This window comes from Halobacillus sp. ACCC02827 (assembly GCF_030291935.1).
In the GTDB taxonomy this organism is placed as follows: domain Bacteria; phylum Bacillota; class Bacilli; order Bacillales; family Halobacillaceae; genus Halobacillus.
Genome location: NZ_CP128168.1, coordinates 2,908,887 through 2,927,126, shown reverse-complemented (window position 1 = coordinate 2,927,126; position 18,240 = coordinate 2,908,887). Strand labels below are relative to the sequence as shown.

Sequence of the window (18,240 nt, the reverse complement as noted above, 5' to 3'; positions counted from 1 at the left end):
CATGATGGCGATCGAAAAGAATAGAGGATCCATGAAACCGGTCTCCTTTTTCAGAAAATTTCTGTTAGTACCTATTCTAACACTTGGAAAGGGGCTGTTGAAAGGGGATAAAAAAAATCCCCTTCAGGAGGAGTATCTCCAGAAGGGGGGGTTTTAATGATCGTGTTCATGGGTATGGTCGCTGCAGAGGACCGAGTTGTCGTGCGCGTGTTCCTTCGATTCCAGTTGAATCGTCACATGGCCGATTCCCTTATCCTTAAGTCGTTCTTCCACTTTTTTAAGGATTCCCTGGCAGTCGGCGATCGTCCGGTCATCGGTCACCACGGCATGACAGGAGAGGGCGTTCTGTCCGCTGGTGATGCTCCATACGTGCAGATCGTGGATGTCCTGAATGTCCGCTGTGTCTTTGATCGTTGCGACGATATCATCGACGTCGATGTTCTTCGGTGTTCCTTCCATCAGCACATGAACCGAGTCGCGGGCGACCCTTGCTCCGCTGATCAGTACAAGGACGGCGACAATCACACTTGCGAGCGGATCGGCCCATCCCCAGTCGAACAGCATGATGAGGATGGCGGCGATGATGGCACCGACGGATCCAAGCAGGTCACCAAGGACATGAAGGAACGCCGCCCGCAGGTTAAGGTTGTGCTCCGTATCGCCCCGCATGAGAATCCATGCGACCACAAGGTTGACGATAAGACCGATAATTGCAATCGTCAGCATTCCCGTCGAGGCTACCTCCGGCGGTTCCAGGAATCGTTTATAAGCCTCGTAGAAAATATAAAGGGAGATCAGTACGAGCGTCACACCATTGAATAGTGCCGCAAGGATTTCAAACCGTTTGTATCCGTAAGTCTTGCTGTAATCTGCCACTTTTTCCCCCATAACGAACGCAAGGACACCAACACCAAGCGACACGGAGTCACTCAGCATATGTCCGGCATCCGACAGCAGCGCCAGGCTGTTCGTAAGGAATCCTCCGATTGCCTCGACGATCATGTAGCCGGTTGTCAGGATGAAACTGATCCATAATGCCTTCTTGTTCGCGCCGTGTGTGTGATCATGACCGTGGTCGTGGCCCATCTTCAACGCCTCCTACCTGTACTATTCCAATTCAACTGGTAAATAATACGTTGGATTATTCTATATATGCACATATATTCATATATAAAGCTTAACGCGGAATAACAGGCACGTCAAACCTGAATGCATAAAAAAGGCCTCCACATTTAGGGGATGTGGAGGCCTTCGTAAAGGGTGGTCAAATTCTACATATTCACATATTGGTCAGATATGTGGGTTGTTTGCGTGTCCATTGTAGTACATTGATGATGTTATGTAAACACGCTTTAAATTGGTAAAGAATTTATACCTGATATAAACCCTTCTGTGAAAGGGTACAGCCATTATAAAAAGAATATTCCGTTAATTGGAAAGGGAATAGGAACGGTAAGAATGGATTTTTGAGGACGATTTTTCAAATGAAAAGGGAAAAGCACGAACAAGGAGGGGAAGTCTCATGCAACGAATGATCGTATTTATGGTGTGGACCGCATTCATCCTCTATGCCGTATTTGCAGCACCAAATGGAAACGCAGGTTACCTTGAATCGCTTATAAAAATGGATGATCCTGATCCATCTCTGTTAATGGTCTTCAGCTTTCTGGGGATCTACCCGATGATCTTCGCCGCTTTGCTCCTGGAGGAAGATGACAGCAAGGTTCCGGCGTGGCCGTTCGTCATCGCTTCCTTCTTTCTCGGAGCCTTCGCACTGCTGCCTTATTTCCTTTTCGCAAGCGGCCGTGCAGAAGGGAGGATACGTATTCCTAACCGATTGATTCAGCTGCTTCACTCCAAAGCATTTCTGCTCCTGCTTGGGACAGGAACGACTGCCCTGTTTCTTTACGGGGTATCGGCAGGTGACTTCGAATTATATGGGAAGGCATTCCTCACCTCCCAGTTCGTCCATATTATGACGGTGGACTTTCTCGTCCTGACGCTGCTTAGTGTTTATGTCATCTTTTGGAAAGAACGGCGGAATGGACGATCGAATATGCTCCAATGGCTCGGACTCATCCCGATGCTGGGGGCGGTTGTATATCTGTTCAGAAAATAAGCAGAGCTTGTTGAGCTCTGCTTGTTTTTGTTTAGCAAAGGTCCCAAAGCGGATCCAGTCGACTCTATTTTTAACGAGTAAGTCATTTTTGACTTATGTCGAACCTTTATCGAATTATGTAAATTAAAGGATGTTATATATGATGAGGTAAAGGTGGGGTAGTATCTGACGGAATCCAACATTAAAACTTGTTTTTTTGAAAGGGTTTACTTATAAATAAATAGAGGAGAGATGCCGGTGAAGCTGGAACGATTGAAGCAGCGGCTCGGTGAGATGGCAGATATCGGCAAAGTGCAGCAGGATGGGACAAGCAGCCTTTCCTTAATGAATGAAGAGATCGAAGCAAGGGTCCTCTTCATGAAATGGGTAGGGGAAGTCGGTGGAAAGGTGCGGATTGACGACTCAGGAAATATCCATGCCCGGATAGAAGGAAGCAATCCGGACAAAGCACCAATCGTGCTCGGCTCTCATCTTGAAAGAAAGACGGGAACATTTTGTGATGCGCTCAGCATGCTGGCAGGACTGGAAGTGCTGGAATCGTTGAAGGAAGAAGTGGAGCTCTCCCAACCATTTGAAGTTGTTCTATTCATGAATGAGACGGAAACGCCATACCCGGCAATGGTGCCACGCGAGACAGTCTCCGGCATCTTCAGCAAAGGATTGGAGCAACCTGTGCGGATCGATTTTCATAGAAAAAAGGCTGTAGAAGAGGTGGAAGCGTTCATCAGTTTACATATCGGACCAAAACCGGTGCCTGGTGAAGCCGCGCCTTTTGATATCGTCACGAGCGTACAGGGAACTTCTTGGCACTCCGTCGAATTCATCAGTCTTCCCGGCCGCAAAGGGATGGTGCCGGTCTCTTCTCGGAAGGATCCTTTGGTAACGGCAGTCAAAGCAGTCAAACGAATTAAGCAGTGGATCAGTGGTTTGGAAGATGAAACGATCGTCACGTTCGGCAAGATTCACAAGGTGCCGGGTGCAACGGATCGTTCTCCTTGTTCCATTACATTCTCTCTTGATGTGAAACACCCGGTCGAAGCAGTGCTGAGGCAGCGTATGGTGCACGTCGAAGAAATAATCCGCAACGTCGCTGAAGAGGATGCGGTTGAAAGTGTCTGGGAGGACGTTTCCTTTCTGCCGCCGGTAGCGTTCAGCGAGACGCTTATCTCTCTAGTGAAAGAAAGCTATAACGATAGAGGAATCGATTACAGAGAAAGCGTCGGCAGTTCGATTCATGACACTTATATATGGAATCAAATGGATAAAACCGTAGTGGTTTCCGCATCGATCCTCTCCGGTGAGTACAAAAAGAAAGAAGATTGGTGCGATATTGAAAAGACCGTCGTCGTCATAGAGGATACAGTGAAGAAAATCATGCGCTGTTTGTGACGTACTATTGTTAAACTGGTAAAAAGGATAAAGGTGATACCATGGATATTCTGAAATTACAGGATTATCAAATGTTTAAAGATATTGTTGAACATTCCTTTGATGAGATCTTTGTCACCGACCAAAATGGGATGGTTTTATATGTCAATGAGTCCTGTGAACAGAATTATGGCATTCCCTCTTCTGCATTAATTGGAAAACATATTTATGAACTTGCTGAAGAGTTGTTTACCCCTTCTGCGACTGTCGAAGTCATGAAGCAGGAGTGCCCGGTGGAAGTGATGCAGGAAACGAAGCAGGGAAGACGCCTGCTCGTGAAATCACAGCCGGTATTTGACCCTGTAACGGGGGAATTGACGAAAGTGATCAGCTATTCAAGGGATTTAACAGATTTCACAACATTAAAGAACCGTATGGAGCAGCTGGAGAAACAGCTGAATACACAGCAGAATGAAAAGACCGGTGAAGTGGCCGACCTTATTACGGAAAGTAAGTGGATGAAGCGTGTCACGCGTATGATGACAAAAGTCGCAGGCACAGAAGCTACTGTCCTCTTGAAGGGGGAAACGGGTGTCGGCAAGAATTTGCTGGCATCGAAAATTCACAAGCTGAGCAGCCGCCGGAATCAAAAGTTCTATGAAGTGAACTGTGCGGACCTTCCCGATCATCTGCTTGAGACAGAGTTATTCGGAAATCCTGAGTACGGTGTCGAAGGGTTGATCGAGCTGACGGATGGATGCACATTGTTTCTGGATGCCATCGGCGAGATGTCTATAGACATCCAGGGAAAGCTGCTCCGCGTATTGGAAACGAAGCAAATCGTCTCGAAGCATCGCCGCATCGACGTGGACATCCGCTTCCTTTTCTCTACAAATCAAAATTTGGAGGAGCGGGTGAAAGCAGGTACTTTCCGGAAAGATCTTTTCTACCGTATTCACGTCGTACCGATCGATGTCCCTCCCCTCCGGGACCGGGAAGCGGATATTTACCCGCTCTCGATGTATTTCCTAAAGAAGTACAATGCCCTTTATGACAGGAATGTGAAACTGTCCCCGCTCGTTCTGCATGCGTTCTACGAATACGACTGGCCGGGCAACGTCCGTGAACTGGAGAACTTGATCGAACGCCTCCTGATTACGACAGACTCCGACGAAATCACGATGGATCAGCTTCCGTCGATGATCAAGACAGGGTCGATTGCTCAGGCGGTGACGCTTCCTGAGAAGCTTGAGCAGCTGGAAAGGTTGCTCGTCGCTGAAGCCTATGATCAGTATGGATCGAGTTATAAGGTGGCGGAGAGTCTCGGGATCAGCCAGTCGTCCGCCATGCGCAAAATTCAAAAGTACTTGCGGGACGGCAGGATGAAGGTGGATTGAAACGGTTTATAAAAAACCATCTCTCCCTATGAAAGGAGAGATGGTTTTTTCGTTTTCTATACGGTTGCGGAAGCTGCCCCTGGTGATTGAATGAACTTGGTGAAAAGGAAGCGTACAAGCGGTCCCATGACGACAAGCTGCAAAGGGAGCGCCAGGATGAAATTCGAACCGAAGATAGTCAGGTAATCAGTAACGACCGTTTCTACGTGGAAGCCGCTGTGAAGGCTCATTGTCACTAGTCCGAACATTGACATAAGTGCCGCCATGCCGATGACCATGCTTATGGAAATTGCCAGGATCTTGTAAAGCTTCTTCGATGTACGAGCCGTCAGCTTGAAGGCGACTTTCTTAGCGGTCGGTCCGACGATGAATAAATCAAGAATGAAGGCGACGATAAACGCAATCAGGAAGTTAAGCACTCCTTCCATGAAGGTCATCTCATGGATCGTTCCGTGAAGATAGAAGTTGTATATCGTCATGACTAAGACCATACCGAAACACATCAGAAAGCCGAATTGCAGGTTTTCTTTTTTATTTGTGGGCATAAAGATAACATCCTTTCTCTTGGTTATTTCTGCATTATAGCGAGAAGGAATGCTGCTTCGTAAGTGAACATTTTGTGAACGTTGTATTTCTTATTCATTACAGAATGCAGCTTTTGAAGGTATTTAAACATGAATCTTTGACAGAAGAGGAAGGTGAGTTGTTCAACAAAACGATGGGTATCGTTTTGGCGGTCCGTGGAAGTTATGAGATGCTCCTCTATTAAAAAAAGGTCGTATCTCTTATGATACGACCTTTTACTCTGGTTCTTTCCTTCCTATCGTTACCACAGGCGGGGTATAGCTGATGACTTCAATGAGATAATGCTGCTCTGTCAAACCGTAACAGACCACATCGGAACCGTCTCCGATGGTTCCGTACTGCTTCTGCCAATCTGTGAAATGCGCATGTTCCACGATGAAGTACGGCCAGACGCGATCCCGCGCCACTCCTTCCTTGTCAACGAAGGGAGCATCGATCAAATCTGTTCTCATTCCTTCATCCGAATAACGGACAGCAACCGGTGAATCAAAGAGGAATGTGGCTGTTTTGTCATCAAATTCTGTTCCGTAATAGCTGTCTTTCTTACATAAATAAAACGTCAACTCCAGCCTGTCCAAGTCCTGTTTCCATTGATCGATAGCGATGTAATGGGTGAGCTCTTTATGAGGTACCCACGTATGAACGATTTGCTGCATGGAAATCCCTCGTTTCTTTAAAGTCATCGTTTTATTTTCGAGGATGCCCCTTGATGTTGCTTCCGTTTGGTTGCTACACAATATCTCTACATAAAGGACGAATCCGACAAAACGGTACAACTGCATGTTCTTCTTCATGAGCGAATATGCTTCTTCCCCGTTCGCTAAAGCAGCGGCTGTAGAATCCAACGTTTCCTCCAATGTCCCCGTATGGTTGCGGGTAATAATATCATCGGTTTTTTCATAAGTCGTCGGGAAGATGGTGTATGTACATATGGAGTGCATCCGTATGCGCCTGCAGCACCTGCATCGTCTTTTCGTTCGGTTGGGTATAAATAACCGGATAATCTTTTTCTCCCTTGTCCTCCTCCGTCTGAAAAGCAAGGTGTTCTTCTGTCGTGGAGAATACGGCGTGAACACCAGGTTTATTCCCGCGGGCGTCGACTCTTATCCAACGCTCCAACGTCTTGAGATAGACGCTGTTCAGTGCATGGATGCAGTAGCCTTTCTCCGGCTTGTCGAAAAGCATCAGCCGCTGATAGCAGAAGCCTGTGGGAATCCCTTCGCTTCTAAGCAGAGCCGCCAGTAGATTTGATTTCGCATAACAGATGCCCTCTTTCTCCTTCCATACTTCAGATGCCGTACGGGTAACTGCCGTACTCTGAATATCCCAGGCATGAGCGATTTCATCGCGCACGAAGGTGAATGCCGCTTCTGCTTTCTCTATGTCTGTCTGCTTTTTGTCAAATAGCTGTTCCGATAGTTTTACGATCGAGGGATGATTATAATCTACCACCTCTGACTCTTGTAAGTAGTCAGAGAGTTTGGCGGATTGCAGTGTTTGTTTCAAGATCTGTCCCCAACTTTCTTTTTCCAGTTATCATACACCTGTTTGAATATTTATACAATGCGCGAGCGGAGGATGATTATTTCGTAATTTTCAAACAAATGATTGTAAGGAAGGATTAGATGCGGTACATTTATAAAAAAGAAGGAAATCCTTCATCGAGAATAAAGGAGGAAAAAGGATGGAAGAATCGTTGCTGGAAACGATCAAAGGTGTTTATTCCTCCTTATCACCAGGTCAAAAAAAAGTGGCGGCTTATATGATCGATCACCGGGAAGAAAGCGCGCTTGCAACCGCGTCCCGGCTTGGCAGGCTGGCGGGAGTGAGTGAAACGACGGTCATTCGACTTTCCAACGTCCTTGGGTTTCGCGGCTTTTCTCATCTTCAGGAGGCAATCAGAGAGGAGTTTCTCAAGCAGAAGCAGAGCGTACGGGAGCATTCCCCGGCATACGATGTTTTTTCTGACGTTGCGGAGAAAGAAAGGCATGTGTTCGGTCAATTACTGGAACAGCTGGATCGAGGGCAGTTGAAGCAGGCGGTCGATGCTTTAATCGCAGCCGAACAAGTCCATATCGCAGGTTTCGGCAGCTCCTATGCTGTGGGTTACTGGTTCTACGCGGCGCTTAGGAAGTTGAGGAGCAGGGTGTCCTTATCCGGTCCTGACGGCGTGGCAGCAGAAGATATAGGTGATATTCGGGAGAATTCCCTTCTTGTATTATTTTCTTTTCCAAGATACCGAAAAGAAGGGATGTTGTTGGCGGAAGAAGCCAAGAAGCAAGGGGCGGTGGTGCTCGTCCTTACGAACAAAGCGCTCGCCCCGCCTGCCCGATCAGCAGACATCACGGTGACGACAGAAGAGCGGATGGAATCGGATTATCACTCCATCGCGGGAGCCGTAAGCATATCGGAAATGCTGATCGAAGCGGTTATGGAAGAAGGCGGAAACGAAATGCGCGAGCGTCAGCAGCGAATGGAACAGCTCTATGCTGAACAGAATCTATTTTTAGAATGAAGAGGAGTGGAAGGGATGCAGGAACAGTGGAAGCATGTCGAACGTGAGAAAAAGAGGTTTTCTGCCAAGGATTACGCGGCATTCATTCTTCCGTCCCTGTTGGGGCTGTTGTTTTTTATGGTGCCGATTCAGACGGAGGATGGGATCACGATTCCTGTTGCTTTCCTTGCGAATGGGCTGAATGAAGGGTTTGCCGGCACAATACCTGTCCTGACGGTGTTGGCGATAACGATCTCTGTCATTGGATCGCTCGCCGCTTATTTGTGGAAGCCGAAATGGATCATGGAATCCACCTATTGGAAGGCCCTGTTTTATGTCAGTAAAAACTGGGTGATGACGAGGGTTCTCGGGATGATCTTTGCCTGGATGGCTCTTCTTACGCTGGGGCCCGATTTTCTGACGTCCGACGTGACAGGCGGAATGCTGTTGTTCGACCTTTTGCCTGTTCTGTTCACGACCTTTCTATTGGCAGGTTTTCTGCTTCCATTGCTGCTGAATTTCGGTCTGCTTGAATTCGTCGGAGCGCTGCTTCGTAAAGTGATGCGTCCTCTGTTCACTCTTCCCGGGCGTTCCTCGTTGGACTGTCTCGCTTCCTGGGTCGGGGACGGGACCATCGGTGTCCTGTTGACATCGAAGCAGTATGAAGAAGGGTATTACACAAAAAGAGAAGCAGGTGTCGTCGCGACGACGTTCTCCATTGTCTCGATCACATTCACGATTGTCGTCATCAGTTACCTGGAAATGGAGAGCTATTTCCTGCCTTATTACGCCACGATCATCATAGCAGGGCTTGCTGCTGCTTTGATTATGCCTCGTATTCCTCCGTTGTCCTGGAAGAAGGATGACGTCTATGAGGGAACGACAAGAAAGACCGAAGAAGCGATTCCGTCGGGGACTTCGCTGTTCCGATGGGGAACGACTCAGGCGCTCAGGAAGGCGAGAAGCGGCGGCGGTGTGAAAGCGACACTGAAAGAGGGAATGCAGAACGTGCTGGATATGTGGATCGGCGTCCTTCCTGTCGTCATGGCGATTGGAACGGTCGCCGTCGTCATAGCAGAATTCACTTCCTTTTTCACCATCATCGGCAAGCCGTTCGAATGGCTGCTTATGCTGATGCAGGTGCCGGAAGCAGAGGCAGCCGGTCAGACGATGGTCGTCGGTTTTGCGGATATGTTTCTGCCGGCTGTCATCGGAAGCGGGATAGAAAGTGAAATGACGCGCTTTATCATTGCAAGCGTATCTGTTACGCAACTTGTTTACCTGTCGGAAATGGGGGGCTTGCTGCTTGGATCGAAACTTCCGGTTTCCTTCAAGGACCTTGTGTTTATTTTCCTGCTACGAACGTTGATTACGCTGCCGATTGTCGTCGGCATCGCTCACTTGATTTTCTAACCATAGAGGGAGGACTCACCATTGCAACACGAAGATATTCTACGAACCTATGAAGATTTGCATAAGCTTGCAGAGCCTAGTGGAAAAGAGCAGAATACTTCCGCCTATCTGAGGGGAAGGCTTGAGGCGGCTGGTTTTGCCCTCCGTACATTTCCGGACCATCACGGTTTTTATGCTGAGTTAAGCGGGGAAACGAATGCCGTGATCGCCCTGCGTGCCGATATGGATGCACTGCTCCAGGAAGTGGATGGGGAAGTGAGGCCGAACCACGCTTGCGGCCATGACGCCCACAGTACGATGGTGCTGCACACCGCTTTAAGAGCTGTAGAGTCGGGGCATTCTTACCATCATACCCTCCGGTTTATTTTTCAACCCGCAGAGGAAATTGCGGCCGGTGCCCTGCAGATGCTCAAGGGAGGAGCTCTGGATGACGTCCGGTTTCTTGGAGGGATTCACCTCCGCCCGGCGAAGGAAGTACCGAACAAAAAGGCGGCGCCCGTTATTCTCCACGGATCGATCGTCACACTGAAAGCCGTCGTACGGGGGGTTCCTGCCCATGCCGCCCGTCCGGAATTTGCGAATAACCCGATCGAAGCTGGAACCAGACTATTGGAGGCGTTGAAGCAGGTTCACATCGAGCGTCCGTATTCGTTCAAAGTGACGGAATTCTATGCTGGAGAAGCATCCAATGCCATTCCTGAAAAAGCCCGTCTCACGTTCGATGCACGGGCAGCGGAGACAGGGACTTTGGATGACATCATGAAACAGGCGGAGACGCTTATGAGACAGGTGGCTTTGGACACGAAGACAGACATCGAATGGGAGTGGGTGGAATTTTCCCCTGCTGCAGTCAAGCACGAACAAGCGGTGGCACTTGCTGAAAAGGCGATCGGAGTGGCTGTCTCGGATGATGCTGTCGTCCCGCCGTGTGTTTCTCCGGGGGCAGAGGACTTCCACTTTTACACGCATCACCAAAAAGGGCTGCCGGCGACGATGATCGGTCTTGGATGTGGACTTGAGCCGGGACTTCATCATCCGAAAATGACTTTCGATACATCCGCGCTCTTCACCGGAGTCGACATTTTGGAGGCGCTGCTTCTGGAAGCGGACCACGTCACCTGGGAGGGGAAATGACATGAAAATCAACGAAATCATACTAAGACACATAAAAATGGATCTCCTCCACCCGTTTACGACGAGTGTGGGAACGGAATACGATAAGGACGTCCTTATTATTGAAGCAAAGACGGACAGTGGGTATTCCGGATGGGCGGAATCGGTATCCATCAAGGAGCCGATCTATAATGAAGAAACAATCGGGACCAATCTGCCGATCATGAAGGATTTCCTTTTCCCGTTGGTGCTGGAGGAAGCGCTGGACCATCCGTCAGAGGTTGCAGAACGTTTCCGGTCGATCCGGGGGAACTTCAATGCAAAGGCAGCCGTCGAACAGGCTGTCTGGGACGCTTATGCGAAGGAAGAAGGGCGTACATTGAGTGAGGTACTTGGTGGCACCAAGAAGGAAATTGATGTCGGTGTCAGCATTGGAATCACAGAAACGAAGGAAGCCCTGCTTGAAAAGGTGCGGGACTTCATCGACGCAGGATATAAACGGATCAAGGTGAAAGTGAAACCGGGCTGGGATATTGACGTGTTGGAAGCGATACGGGAAACTTTCCCCGACATCGAGCTGATGGCGGATGCCAACTGTGCTTATACATTGGAGGACATCGATCACTTGAAGAAGTTTGATCGTTTTGGACTGATGATGATTGAACAGCCGCTCGACCATGACGATATCATCGATCACGCCAAGCTGCAGAAGCATTTGCAGACACCGATCTGCCTGGATGAAAGCCTGCATACGAAAGAGGACGTCAGGAAAGCGGTGGAGCTCGACAGCTGCCGAATTGTCAACTTGAAAGTAGGTCGTGTCGGAGGTCTGACGGAAACGCTCGCCATCCATGATCTGTGCATGGAGAAAAACATTCCAATGTGGTGCGGTGGTATGCTGGAAACGGGAATCGGCCGGGCGCACAACATAGCGATCACCTCGCTTGAGGGATTTACATATCCCGGAGATACGGCTCCATCCTCTCATTATTGGGAGAGGGACATCATTTCTCCAGCGGTTGAAATGAAGGATGGGATCATCCACGTTCCCGACAGACCAGGAATCGGCTATGAGCCGGACGGTGACTACATCGAAACGATCACCCTGTATAAAGAACGATTCACAAGCATCAGGAAATGAGGGATCATCATGAAAGCACATGGAGAAATCATCCACCACCCGACAGGCAGAGTATCCGTTTATCATGTGCGGCGTTTAGGAGCCGAAGATATTGAGGATCTGCTCCACATGCAGATGATCGTCGAAGCGCAGGTTCAGGAAAAAGACACGCTCCAACCGCTCTCGAAACAGGAATTTAACACCATTTTAGAAGGAGCCGGGCTGTTGATCGGTGTCTTTGTCGAGGAGGAACTGATCGCCTTTCGGGCACTATGGTACCCAGGTCCGGATCCGGAAAACCTCGGCATGGATATCGGCCTTCCGGAAGAAGAGTGGGACCTTGTCGTTCATCAGGAAATTTCCTGTGTCCGGCCGGATTATCGCGGGAACCGGCTCCAGAAACGGATGGGGGCATGGATCATGCAGGCCTTTCAGGAAGAGGATACCGACAAAGCGCATCTCTTGTGCACGGTTCATCCGCGGAACATAAGCAGCCTGAAGGACAAACTTGCCCAAGGCATGGCGATTGTCCGTCTGAAAGAGAAGTACGCCGGTATGCTCCGTTATATCCTGTACCGCCCGGTGTCAGGCGTATGGGAATGGGAGGACGAACGGGAGAAGGTCGTGCAAAGAGCGGATCTCACTGCGCAGAAGGAGCTGCTTGCAGCCGGCTACTACGGAGCAGAATTAATGGATGACTGTCTCATCTTCCGTCGTTCCAAATAGTTGGTGATGAAACAGGGAATCTTTTTCTTTTTTCTTCATTTTGTTTAAGATAAGAAGTAAGAAAGGAGGGGTGTGTCATGAGTAAAAACATTGAAGGATTTCTATATACCCGCATAGCGGAGATCCGTGAGCAACAAGGAATGACCCAGAAGGAGCTTGCTGATAAGTCAAATTTGACCGTCGATCAGCTCGATGCTATTGAAACGTCTGATTTTGATAGGTACGAGGGGAATAATATCGATCTTAAATTGATTGCCGAGGCTCTTAACGTTGAGTACCGGGACGTTATTAGATAACCAGAAATCCCCCATGCGATCTTTACATTCTATATTATGAATGTAAAGATTACATGGGGTTTGTTAAAATATAGAAATGGGGAACGTTTTGTTCTCTTTGTACATAATGGGGAAGGGGAAAATTTATGAAGGAATGGACGTGTTGGAGGTTAATGGGTGGACGGTAAACAGAAGAACTCCGTCTATGAAGAAGTACAATGGCCCGGCAGGTGGTTCTTTTTCGTGATAATCGGGACGGTTACCGGTATTTTTTGGTATGCATTCATCCAGCAGATTTTGTTGGGTGTTCCATTAGGAGATCAGCCGATGACAGATTCCGGGTTGATTCTTGCCTGGGTAGTTTTTGGAATCCTCCTTCCTTTGTTTTCTTTAAAGGTGAATATGACGACACAGGTCCGGGACGACGGCGTGTATGTCAAACTGTTTCCCTTCCACTTGAGATACCGGAAGTTTCTACATGCGGATATTGAAAAGGTCTCTTCCATCCGTGTCCGGTCCCTCGTCCGTTTCGGGGGATGGGGTATCCGGGTCAATTTTTCGGGAGAAAAGCTCTATAATACCGGCGGCAGGGAAGGCGTAGAGCTGATACTGAAATCGGGAGAAGTCGTGGTGATCGGTTCCCGGAAAGCAGAAGCACTCGCCGCAGCAGTTCAAAAGAGAATAGATTAGGAGGAAGCGTTATGCCTATCATTGCGTTGCTTGCCGATGTCCATGGCAACGGAACCGCCCTTGAGGCGGTGCTGCAGGACGCGAAACGGCAAGGGGTAACAGACTATTGGTTTTTAGGAGATTTGATCATGCCCGGCCCGGGAGCGGATGACTTATTCGAGCAGTTGGATCAGGTACGCACTTCCGCCTATGTCCGCGGCAACTGGGAGGATGGCTTCCTCGACGTCTTGAAGAAAGATATAGACATCGGGAATGCTACGGATCTTTACGTTACACGACTCACGAAATACCTTTGTGAAAGATTGAATCCTTCCTACATCGATCGGATAAAAACGCTGCCGCTTGTCCAGACGAAACAGATCAATAAGCTGCATATCCGCCTGAGCCACCACCTGCCGGATAAGAACTACGGAGGAGACCTGTGGCCCTCCCATCCTCAGGAAGGGTTTGACCGCTTATTTGACGATGGCCATGATGTCGCGATTTACGCGCACACCCATCACCCGCTTCTGCGCTACAGTACAAACGGACAGTTGATTATCAATCCCGGCACCGTCGGCCAGCCTTTTTTTAAATGGGGAAAACTGAACGGGGACCTCAGGGCACAGTATGCCCTCCTTGAAATCGATGAAGATGGAATAGCGGATGTAAGATTTCGTAAAGTTGCCTATGACGTGGAACGGGAACTCGCGATTGCCAGGGAGAAAAAACTGCCGTTTTTCTCCCTGTATGAAGAAGTCCGGGAAACGGGTGTCACCCATACCCACAATCACGATCTATTACATAAGCTTCACGCAGAAAACGGCGGGAAGGCGGAGCTCATCGCCTATTTTGAAAAGCATTACTGGACGTAAGGGGGCAGAAGATGTTTTGGATTTCATTCTTCCTTGTGCTGATCGGTCTTCTTCTCTGTGGGACCGGCTTATCTGTCGCAAAGAAAGGAAAGACTGCATTTATCGCCGGCTATCATACCACCTTTCATCCGAAAGACGAGCCTAAGCTCGCAAAAAGATTCGGCTTCCTGCTCTGTCTGTTCGGGGTGGAGACGATGGTCTTCCCCCTGCTCTATTCCCTCGGGTGGATGGAAGGGACGCATTATGCCATGCTTGCGGTTTTAAATATTATGCTGGCCCTGTTTTTCCTGGCAATGGATCAATGGGGAAGCGGTTCAGGAGGGGAATCATGAAGAAAGGTGTAGGAATTTTTGCCTATTACTCACGTTAATCGCCTGTCAATCGTCGGAGAAAAAGTTGACACTGCTCGATGATGTGTCATTGATTGAGGTGTCGGAGTCAAGAGGCTATGGCGGCTTGAACGAAAATCATTTCACGGTACTCGATCAGAAGGAGACAGTTTCCAGATTCGAGGAAATTACGGAAGAGACCGTCGCTGTCAAACAGGACATCGACGTGAACGGAACGAAACCGGACTATGACCTGCTTGTCCGCTATGAAAACGGGGAAACGAACGGCCTGCAATGGAAGATGGATGGAGAGAGCAGTCGGCTGACCTATGCAGGACACGAGTCGGAGGCGTACGAGCTGAACGCCGAAGAGACGAATCAGCTGCTTGATATGTTGGAATAAGTCCGCATTCAGCGGGCTTTTTTTATGGAGGAAGAAAAAATCCCGACATCCATTTTAAAAATTCAGAATATTTTCCGGATAGTATTGCATTTCCAAAACGAATCGCTTACACTATTTGTAATCGATTACATTTTGACACAGGAACAGGAGCTTACTTATGGCGAAGATGAGTGATGTAGCGAAACTTGCCGGTGTTTCAACGGCAACGGTATCGCGCGTGCTGCGCAATCCCGAAGCGGTAAAGCCGGTGACGAAAGCGAAAGTGGACCAAGCGATTGAGCAGTTGAATTATGAGCCGAATATGCTGGCCAGGCATTTCCGACGCACGGAGACGAATACGATTCTCGTCCTTGTGCCGAACATCCGTAACACGGTGTTTGCAGAAATCGTCGGCGGTATTGAGGAAGAAGCGTCTGTCCACGGATATCGTGTCCTGCTCCGCAATACCAACAACCAGTTCGGCAGCGAGTATGGATCTGTCGAACACTTGAAGCAGCGGCAGGTAGACGGGATGATCATGCTGTCTCCTAAAATGGAGGAGCGTCTGATGCTGGAAATTTCAAACGAGTTTCCAATCGTGCTTGCGACCGCTCATTTGGCATCTTCGAACATACCGTTTGTGTCGATCGATAACAAAAAGAGTGGCTGGAAAGCAACCGAGCATCTCATCCGCCTCGGCCATAAACGAATTGCCTGTATTTCAGGGCCGCTTCGCATGCCACTGTCCGAGCTTCGTTACGAAGGCTATCGTCAGGCGATGATCGAGCACGGCCTCGGCGTCGATGAACGGTTCGTCCGGGAAGGGGACTTCACCTATGAATCCGGGTATGAACATATGACGTCTTTACTTTCCCAAGCCGAACGTCCGACTGCTGTCTTTGCAGCAAGTGACGACATGGCGATTGGAGCGATCAATGCAGCTTCTGCTGTTGAGTGGAAGGTACCGGAAGACCTGGCAGTTGTCGGGTTTGACAATATCCAGTTTGCATCCATGTACAATCCGCCTCTGACAACCATTGCCCAGCCGTTTTTCGATATGGGGAAACGGGCGATGGAGCTTCTGCTGAAGAAGCTGAACGGAGAAGAAGTCACGAAGATGGAGCATCTATTGTCGGATGAATTGGTGATCCGTGAGTCGTGCGGGGCGAAGCAGCAAAAGAAGGTAGTCCCGCTGTAATATCATTGGTTAGTAAAATGTAATCGATTACAAATAGGGTGAGCTATCATCCTTTTTTAAAAAACCTTTTTGTAATCGTTTACATTAACAAAATAAAGGAGTGTATCAAATGACAAAGATTCCAGTAGCTGTACAAATGTTCACCTTGCGTAATGAAAGTGAAAAAGATTTCAAGGGGGTGCTGAAGCAAGTGGCGGACCTCGGTTATGACGGGGTGGAGCTTGCCGGGCTCGGCGGCCTGCAGGCAGAAGAAGTGCGGGAAACGCTCGACCTTCTCGGGTTGAAGGCGGCATCCAGTCATATTCCGCTCGACGTCCTGGAAGAGGGAATCGACGGCGTCATCGAAGAGCAGAAAATTCTTGGAAGCAAGCATATCGTCTGCCCATACCTGCTTCCGGAGCAGCGGACGAAGGAACATTACGAGCATCTGGTAAGCGTGTTGAATAAAGCAGGGGAGAAAGCTCATGCAGCAGGCATCACGCTTTCCTATCACAACCACGACTTCGAGCTTGAAGCATGGGAGGACGGTACGACACCGCTTTCCTATATTTTGAAAGAGACGAATCCGGAGTGGGTGAAGGCGGAGTTCGATATTTACTGGCTGACGAAAGCGGGAGAATCACCAGCCAAATGGCTCGAGAATTACCAGGGTCGGACGCCACTCGTCCACTTGAAGGATATGACGACAGATGGAGAGCAGTTCTTCGCAGAGCTTGGAACAGGCGGTGTCGATATCGAGCGCGTGCTTGAACTCGGTGGAAAGAACGGGGTGGAATGGTGGATCGTAGAACAGGATCAATCGAAGCAGTCCCCGCTTGATAGCATTGCGGAAAGTTTCCAGTACCTGCAGAAACAAAACGTGACATCCGTTTGATCAAATCATTATAAAGGAGCGGTTCTATTGAAGAAACTGGCGATGTTAATGATGTTGTTCTTGGTTTTGATTCTGACTGCGTGCAGCGGTTCTTCCAATTCTGCAGGAGGAAGCGAGAAGAAGGTGCTTGAGTTCTGGCACATCGATCCCGGCGAGAAGGAGAAGGTGTATGAAGAAGCAGTCGAGCGCTTTGAGGAGAAGCACCCGGATGTCGAGGTTAAAGTCCTTCGGATTCCAAACGATGCGTATAAGCAGAAGCTGTCTGTTGCCATGTCCGGCGGCAACCCGCCTGATGTATTTAACAGCTGGGGCGGCGGCTGGCTGAAACAGTTCGTTGATCAAGGAAAAGTGCTGGATGTAACCGAGGACGTCGACAAGTCCCACTTTAATGAATTGGCGCTTCAGAATTCGATGTACGAGGACAAAGTGTACGGCCTGCCACTTGGGCTCTCCATCGACGTCGTTTTCTACAACAAAGAAATCTTTGATAAATATGGATTGGAAGAGCCGAAGACATACCAGGAATGGCTTGAAATCAACGATACGCTCAATGAGAACGACATCATTCCAATCGCCCTTGCCAACAAGACAAAATGGCCAGGCGCATACTACCTCATGAACTTCGCAAGCAGAGAAGCGGGTACGGATCTTTTTGACAGCGCTTTCCATAGAGAAGGGAAAGGGTTCGACGATGAGGGGTATGTACAAGCGGGAACGTACATACAGGAAATGGTGAAGAACGATGCCTTTAATGAAGGCTTTAACGGAGTACCTTACGACGAAGGTACAGGACGTCAGCTTTTGTATTCCGGTCAGGCGGCCATGATGGATATGACGATTTCCTTCCTGAACAATGTCCGTATGGAAGCACCTGAATTCGAAGAGAAGCTCGACTTCTTCGTCTTTCCGGAAGTGGAAGGCGGCAAAGGATCCGTCACGGATCTAGGAGCTTCCGCAAGTCCTGTATGGTCGGTATCAGAAAGCTCTGAACACCCAGATCTTGCTACAGAATTAATTCAGGAACTGACAAGTGAAGAAACGGCACAGGCATACGCGGACCGCACCGGTTCCCTTACTTCCATCAATGGAGTGGTTCCGAATGATGAATTCACGAAGAAATTCCATGAAGTAGTGGAAGGCGCGACCCACCTGCAGATGCCTTACGACCAAACTCTTCCTCCAGAGCTTGCCGAGCTTCATAAAGATACGACCCAGGCTGTTTTCGGACTGGAGATGACGCCGGAAGAGGCGGCAGAGAAGATGGAAGCGAAAGCGAAGGAAGTACTGGAATAAAAGGAGGAAG

21 protein-coding genes are annotated in these 18,240 nt (G+C 48.9%); 17 read left to right on the top strand and 4 right to left on the bottom strand.

Annotated elements, in window-relative coordinates:
* Positions 1–153 precede the first annotated feature (153 nt).
* The gene (locus tag QRD89_RS15440) at positions 154–1,086 is read right to left on the bottom strand and encodes a cation diffusion facilitator family transporter (RefSeq protein ID WP_286095662.1); all 933 of its coding nucleotides are present in this window, start codon (positions 1,084–1,086) and stop codon (positions 154–156) included.
* A gap of 436 nt (positions 1,087–1,522) precedes the next feature.
* Here QRD89_RS15440 and QRD89_RS15435 point away from each other — a divergent pair, with 436 nt between their 5' ends.
* The 3 genes from QRD89_RS15435 (at position 1,523) to QRD89_RS15425 (ending at position 4,884) form a co-directional block, all read left to right on the top strand.
* Entirely contained in the window at positions 1,523–2,119 is a 597-nt protein-coding gene (locus tag QRD89_RS15435) for a hypothetical protein (RefSeq protein ID WP_286095661.1), read from the top strand.
* A gap of 237 nt (positions 2,120–2,356) precedes the next feature.
* Complete coding sequence (locus QRD89_RS15430; protein WP_286095660.1) at positions 2,357–3,508, top strand: zinc-binding metallopeptidase family protein; 1,152 nt, start codon at positions 2,357–2,359, stop codon at positions 3,506–3,508.
* 41 nt (positions 3,509–3,549) lie between these two features.
* On the top strand, positions 3,550–4,884 hold the full coding sequence (locus QRD89_RS15425; RefSeq protein WP_286095659.1) for a sigma-54 interaction domain-containing protein: 1,335 nt from the start codon (positions 3,550–3,552) through the stop codon (positions 4,882–4,884).
* Between the two features lie 56 nt (positions 4,885–4,940).
* On the opposite strand, the gene QRD89_RS15420 is transcribed toward QRD89_RS15425, so the two are convergent.
* Positions 4,941–5,429: a DUF2798 domain-containing protein gene (locus tag QRD89_RS15420; protein WP_286095658.1), complete on the bottom strand. Its 489-nt coding sequence runs from the start codon at positions 5,427–5,429 to the stop codon at positions 4,941–4,943.
* Positions 5,430–5,503: 74 nt separating this feature from the next.
* On the opposite strand from QRD89_RS15420, the gene QRD89_RS15415 reads away from it, so the two are divergent.
* Positions 5,504–5,653: a hypothetical protein gene (locus tag QRD89_RS15415; RefSeq protein ID WP_286095657.1), complete on the top strand. Its 150-nt coding sequence runs from the start codon at positions 5,504–5,506 to the stop codon at positions 5,651–5,653.
* A gap of 31 nt (positions 5,654–5,684) precedes the next feature.
* Here the strand turns inward: QRD89_RS15415 and QRD89_RS15410 are convergent, their stop codons facing one another.
* Complete coding sequence (locus QRD89_RS15410; RefSeq protein WP_286095656.1) at positions 5,685–6,410, bottom strand: hypothetical protein; 726 nt, start codon at positions 6,408–6,410, stop codon at positions 5,685–5,687.
* Entirely contained in the window at positions 6,367–6,975 is a 609-nt protein-coding gene (locus QRD89_RS15405) for a transglutaminase-like domain-containing protein (protein WP_286095655.1), read from the bottom strand. Before QRD89_RS15405 ends, QRD89_RS15410 begins: the two co-directional genes overlap by 44 nt.
* Before the next feature lie 178 nt (positions 6,976–7,153).
* Between QRD89_RS15405 and QRD89_RS15400 the strand changes: the two genes are divergently transcribed.
* The 13 genes from QRD89_RS15400 to QRD89_RS15340 all read left to right on the top strand — a co-directional run bounded on the left by QRD89_RS15400 (position 7,154) and on the right by QRD89_RS15340 (position 18,230).
* Positions 7,154–7,984, top strand: coding sequence for a MurR/RpiR family transcriptional regulator (locus tag QRD89_RS15400; protein WP_062514472.1), 831 nt, complete (start codon positions 7,154–7,156; stop codon positions 7,982–7,984).
* Between the two features lie 15 nt (positions 7,985–7,999).
* Positions 8,000–9,376: a YjiH family protein gene (locus tag QRD89_RS15395; RefSeq protein WP_286095654.1), complete on the top strand. Its 1,377-nt coding sequence runs from the start codon at positions 8,000–8,002 to the stop codon at positions 9,374–9,376.
* A 21-nt stretch (positions 9,377–9,397) separates the two neighbouring features.
* Positions 9,398–10,510: an amidohydrolase gene (locus QRD89_RS15390; protein ID WP_286095653.1), complete on the top strand. Its 1,113-nt coding sequence runs from the start codon at positions 9,398–9,400 to the stop codon at positions 10,508–10,510.
* Position 10,511: 1 nt separating this feature from the next.
* Positions 10,512–11,630 carry an o-succinylbenzoate synthase gene (menC, locus tag QRD89_RS15385; RefSeq protein ID WP_286095652.1) on the top strand — a complete coding sequence of 373 codons (1,119 nt, stop codon included), beginning with the start codon at positions 10,512–10,514 and terminating at the stop codon, positions 11,628–11,630.
* A 9-nt stretch (positions 11,631–11,639) separates the two neighbouring features.
* A complete protein-coding gene (locus QRD89_RS15380; protein ID WP_008633282.1) occupies positions 11,640–12,335 on the top strand; it encodes a hypothetical protein in 696 nt (231 codons plus the stop codon).
* Between the two features lie 77 nt (positions 12,336–12,412).
* Positions 12,413–12,631 (top strand): helix-turn-helix domain-containing protein, encoded by a 219-nt coding sequence (locus QRD89_RS15375; RefSeq protein ID WP_008633280.1) that lies wholly within the window; start codon positions 12,413–12,415, stop codon positions 12,629–12,631.
* Between the two features lie 156 nt (positions 12,632–12,787).
* Positions 12,788–13,300, top strand: coding sequence for a DUF6141 family protein (locus QRD89_RS15370; protein ID WP_286095651.1), 513 nt, complete (start codon positions 12,788–12,790; stop codon positions 13,298–13,300).
* Between the two features lie 11 nt (positions 13,301–13,311).
* Positions 13,312–14,154 (top strand): metallophosphoesterase family protein, encoded by an 843-nt coding sequence (locus QRD89_RS15365; RefSeq protein ID WP_286095650.1) that lies wholly within the window; start codon positions 13,312–13,314, stop codon positions 14,152–14,154.
* Positions 14,155–14,165: 11 nt separating this feature from the next.
* Positions 14,166–14,486, top strand: coding sequence for a hypothetical protein (locus QRD89_RS15360; protein ID WP_286095648.1), 321 nt, complete (start codon positions 14,166–14,168; stop codon positions 14,484–14,486).
* A 64-nt stretch (positions 14,487–14,550) separates the two neighbouring features.
* Complete coding sequence (locus tag QRD89_RS15355) at positions 14,551–14,886, top strand: YhfM domain-containing protein (RefSeq protein ID WP_286095647.1); 336 nt, start codon at positions 14,551–14,553, stop codon at positions 14,884–14,886.
* A gap of 157 nt (positions 14,887–15,043) precedes the next feature.
* Positions 15,044–16,063, top strand: a complete 1,020-nt coding sequence (locus QRD89_RS15350) for a LacI family DNA-binding transcriptional regulator (protein WP_008633270.1) — start codon at positions 15,044–15,046, stop codon at positions 16,061–16,063.
* Between the two features lie 109 nt (positions 16,064–16,172).
* Positions 16,173–16,937, top strand: a complete 765-nt coding sequence (locus tag QRD89_RS15345; protein ID WP_286095646.1) for a sugar phosphate isomerase/epimerase family protein — start codon at positions 16,173–16,175, stop codon at positions 16,935–16,937.
* A gap of 27 nt (positions 16,938–16,964) precedes the next feature.
* Positions 16,965–18,230: an ABC transporter substrate-binding protein gene (locus tag QRD89_RS15340; RefSeq protein WP_008633266.1), complete on the top strand. Its 1,266-nt coding sequence runs from the start codon at positions 16,965–16,967 to the stop codon at positions 18,228–18,230.
* Positions 18,231–18,240 lie beyond the last annotated feature (10 nt).

Bases quoted from the DNA above. Each gene is read 5' to 3' on its own strand.
- QRD89_RS15440 (WP_286095662.1), bottom strand. From the start codon at position 1,086: ATGGGCCACGACCACGGTCATGATCACACACACGGCGCGAACAAGAAG.
- QRD89_RS15435 (WP_286095661.1), top strand. From the start codon at position 1,523: ATGCAACGAATGATCGTATTTATGGTGTGGACCGCATTCATCCTCTAT.
- QRD89_RS15425 (WP_286095659.1), top strand. From the start codon at position 3,550: ATGGATATTCTGAAATTACAGGATTATCAAATGTTTAAAGATATTGTT.
- QRD89_RS15420 (WP_286095658.1), bottom strand. From the start codon at position 5,429: ATGCCCACAAATAAAAAAGAAAACCTGCAATTCGGCTTTCTGATGTGT.
- QRD89_RS15410 (WP_286095656.1), bottom strand. From the start codon at position 6,410: ATGCACTCCATATGTACATACACCATCTTCCCGACGACTTATGAAAAA.
- QRD89_RS15400 (WP_062514472.1), top strand. From the start codon at position 7,154: ATGGAAGAATCGTTGCTGGAAACGATCAAAGGTGTTTATTCCTCCTTA.
- QRD89_RS15395 (WP_286095654.1), top strand. From the start codon at position 8,000: ATGCAGGAACAGTGGAAGCATGTCGAACGTGAGAAAAAGAGGTTTTCT.
- menC (WP_286095652.1), top strand. From the start codon at position 10,512: ATGAAAATCAACGAAATCATACTAAGACACATAAAAATGGATCTCCTC.
- QRD89_RS15380 (WP_008633282.1), top strand. From the start codon at position 11,640: ATGAAAGCACATGGAGAAATCATCCACCACCCGACAGGCAGAGTATCC.
- QRD89_RS15375 (WP_008633280.1), top strand. From the start codon at position 12,413: ATGAGTAAAAACATTGAAGGATTTCTATATACCCGCATAGCGGAGATC.
- QRD89_RS15365 (WP_286095650.1), top strand. From the start codon at position 13,312: ATGCCTATCATTGCGTTGCTTGCCGATGTCCATGGCAACGGAACCGCC.
- QRD89_RS15360 (WP_286095648.1), top strand. From the start codon at position 14,166: ATGTTTTGGATTTCATTCTTCCTTGTGCTGATCGGTCTTCTTCTCTGT.
- QRD89_RS15350 (WP_008633270.1), top strand. From the start codon at position 15,044: ATGGCGAAGATGAGTGATGTAGCGAAACTTGCCGGTGTTTCAACGGCA.
- QRD89_RS15345 (WP_286095646.1), top strand. From the start codon at position 16,173: ATGACAAAGATTCCAGTAGCTGTACAAATGTTCACCTTGCGTAATGAA.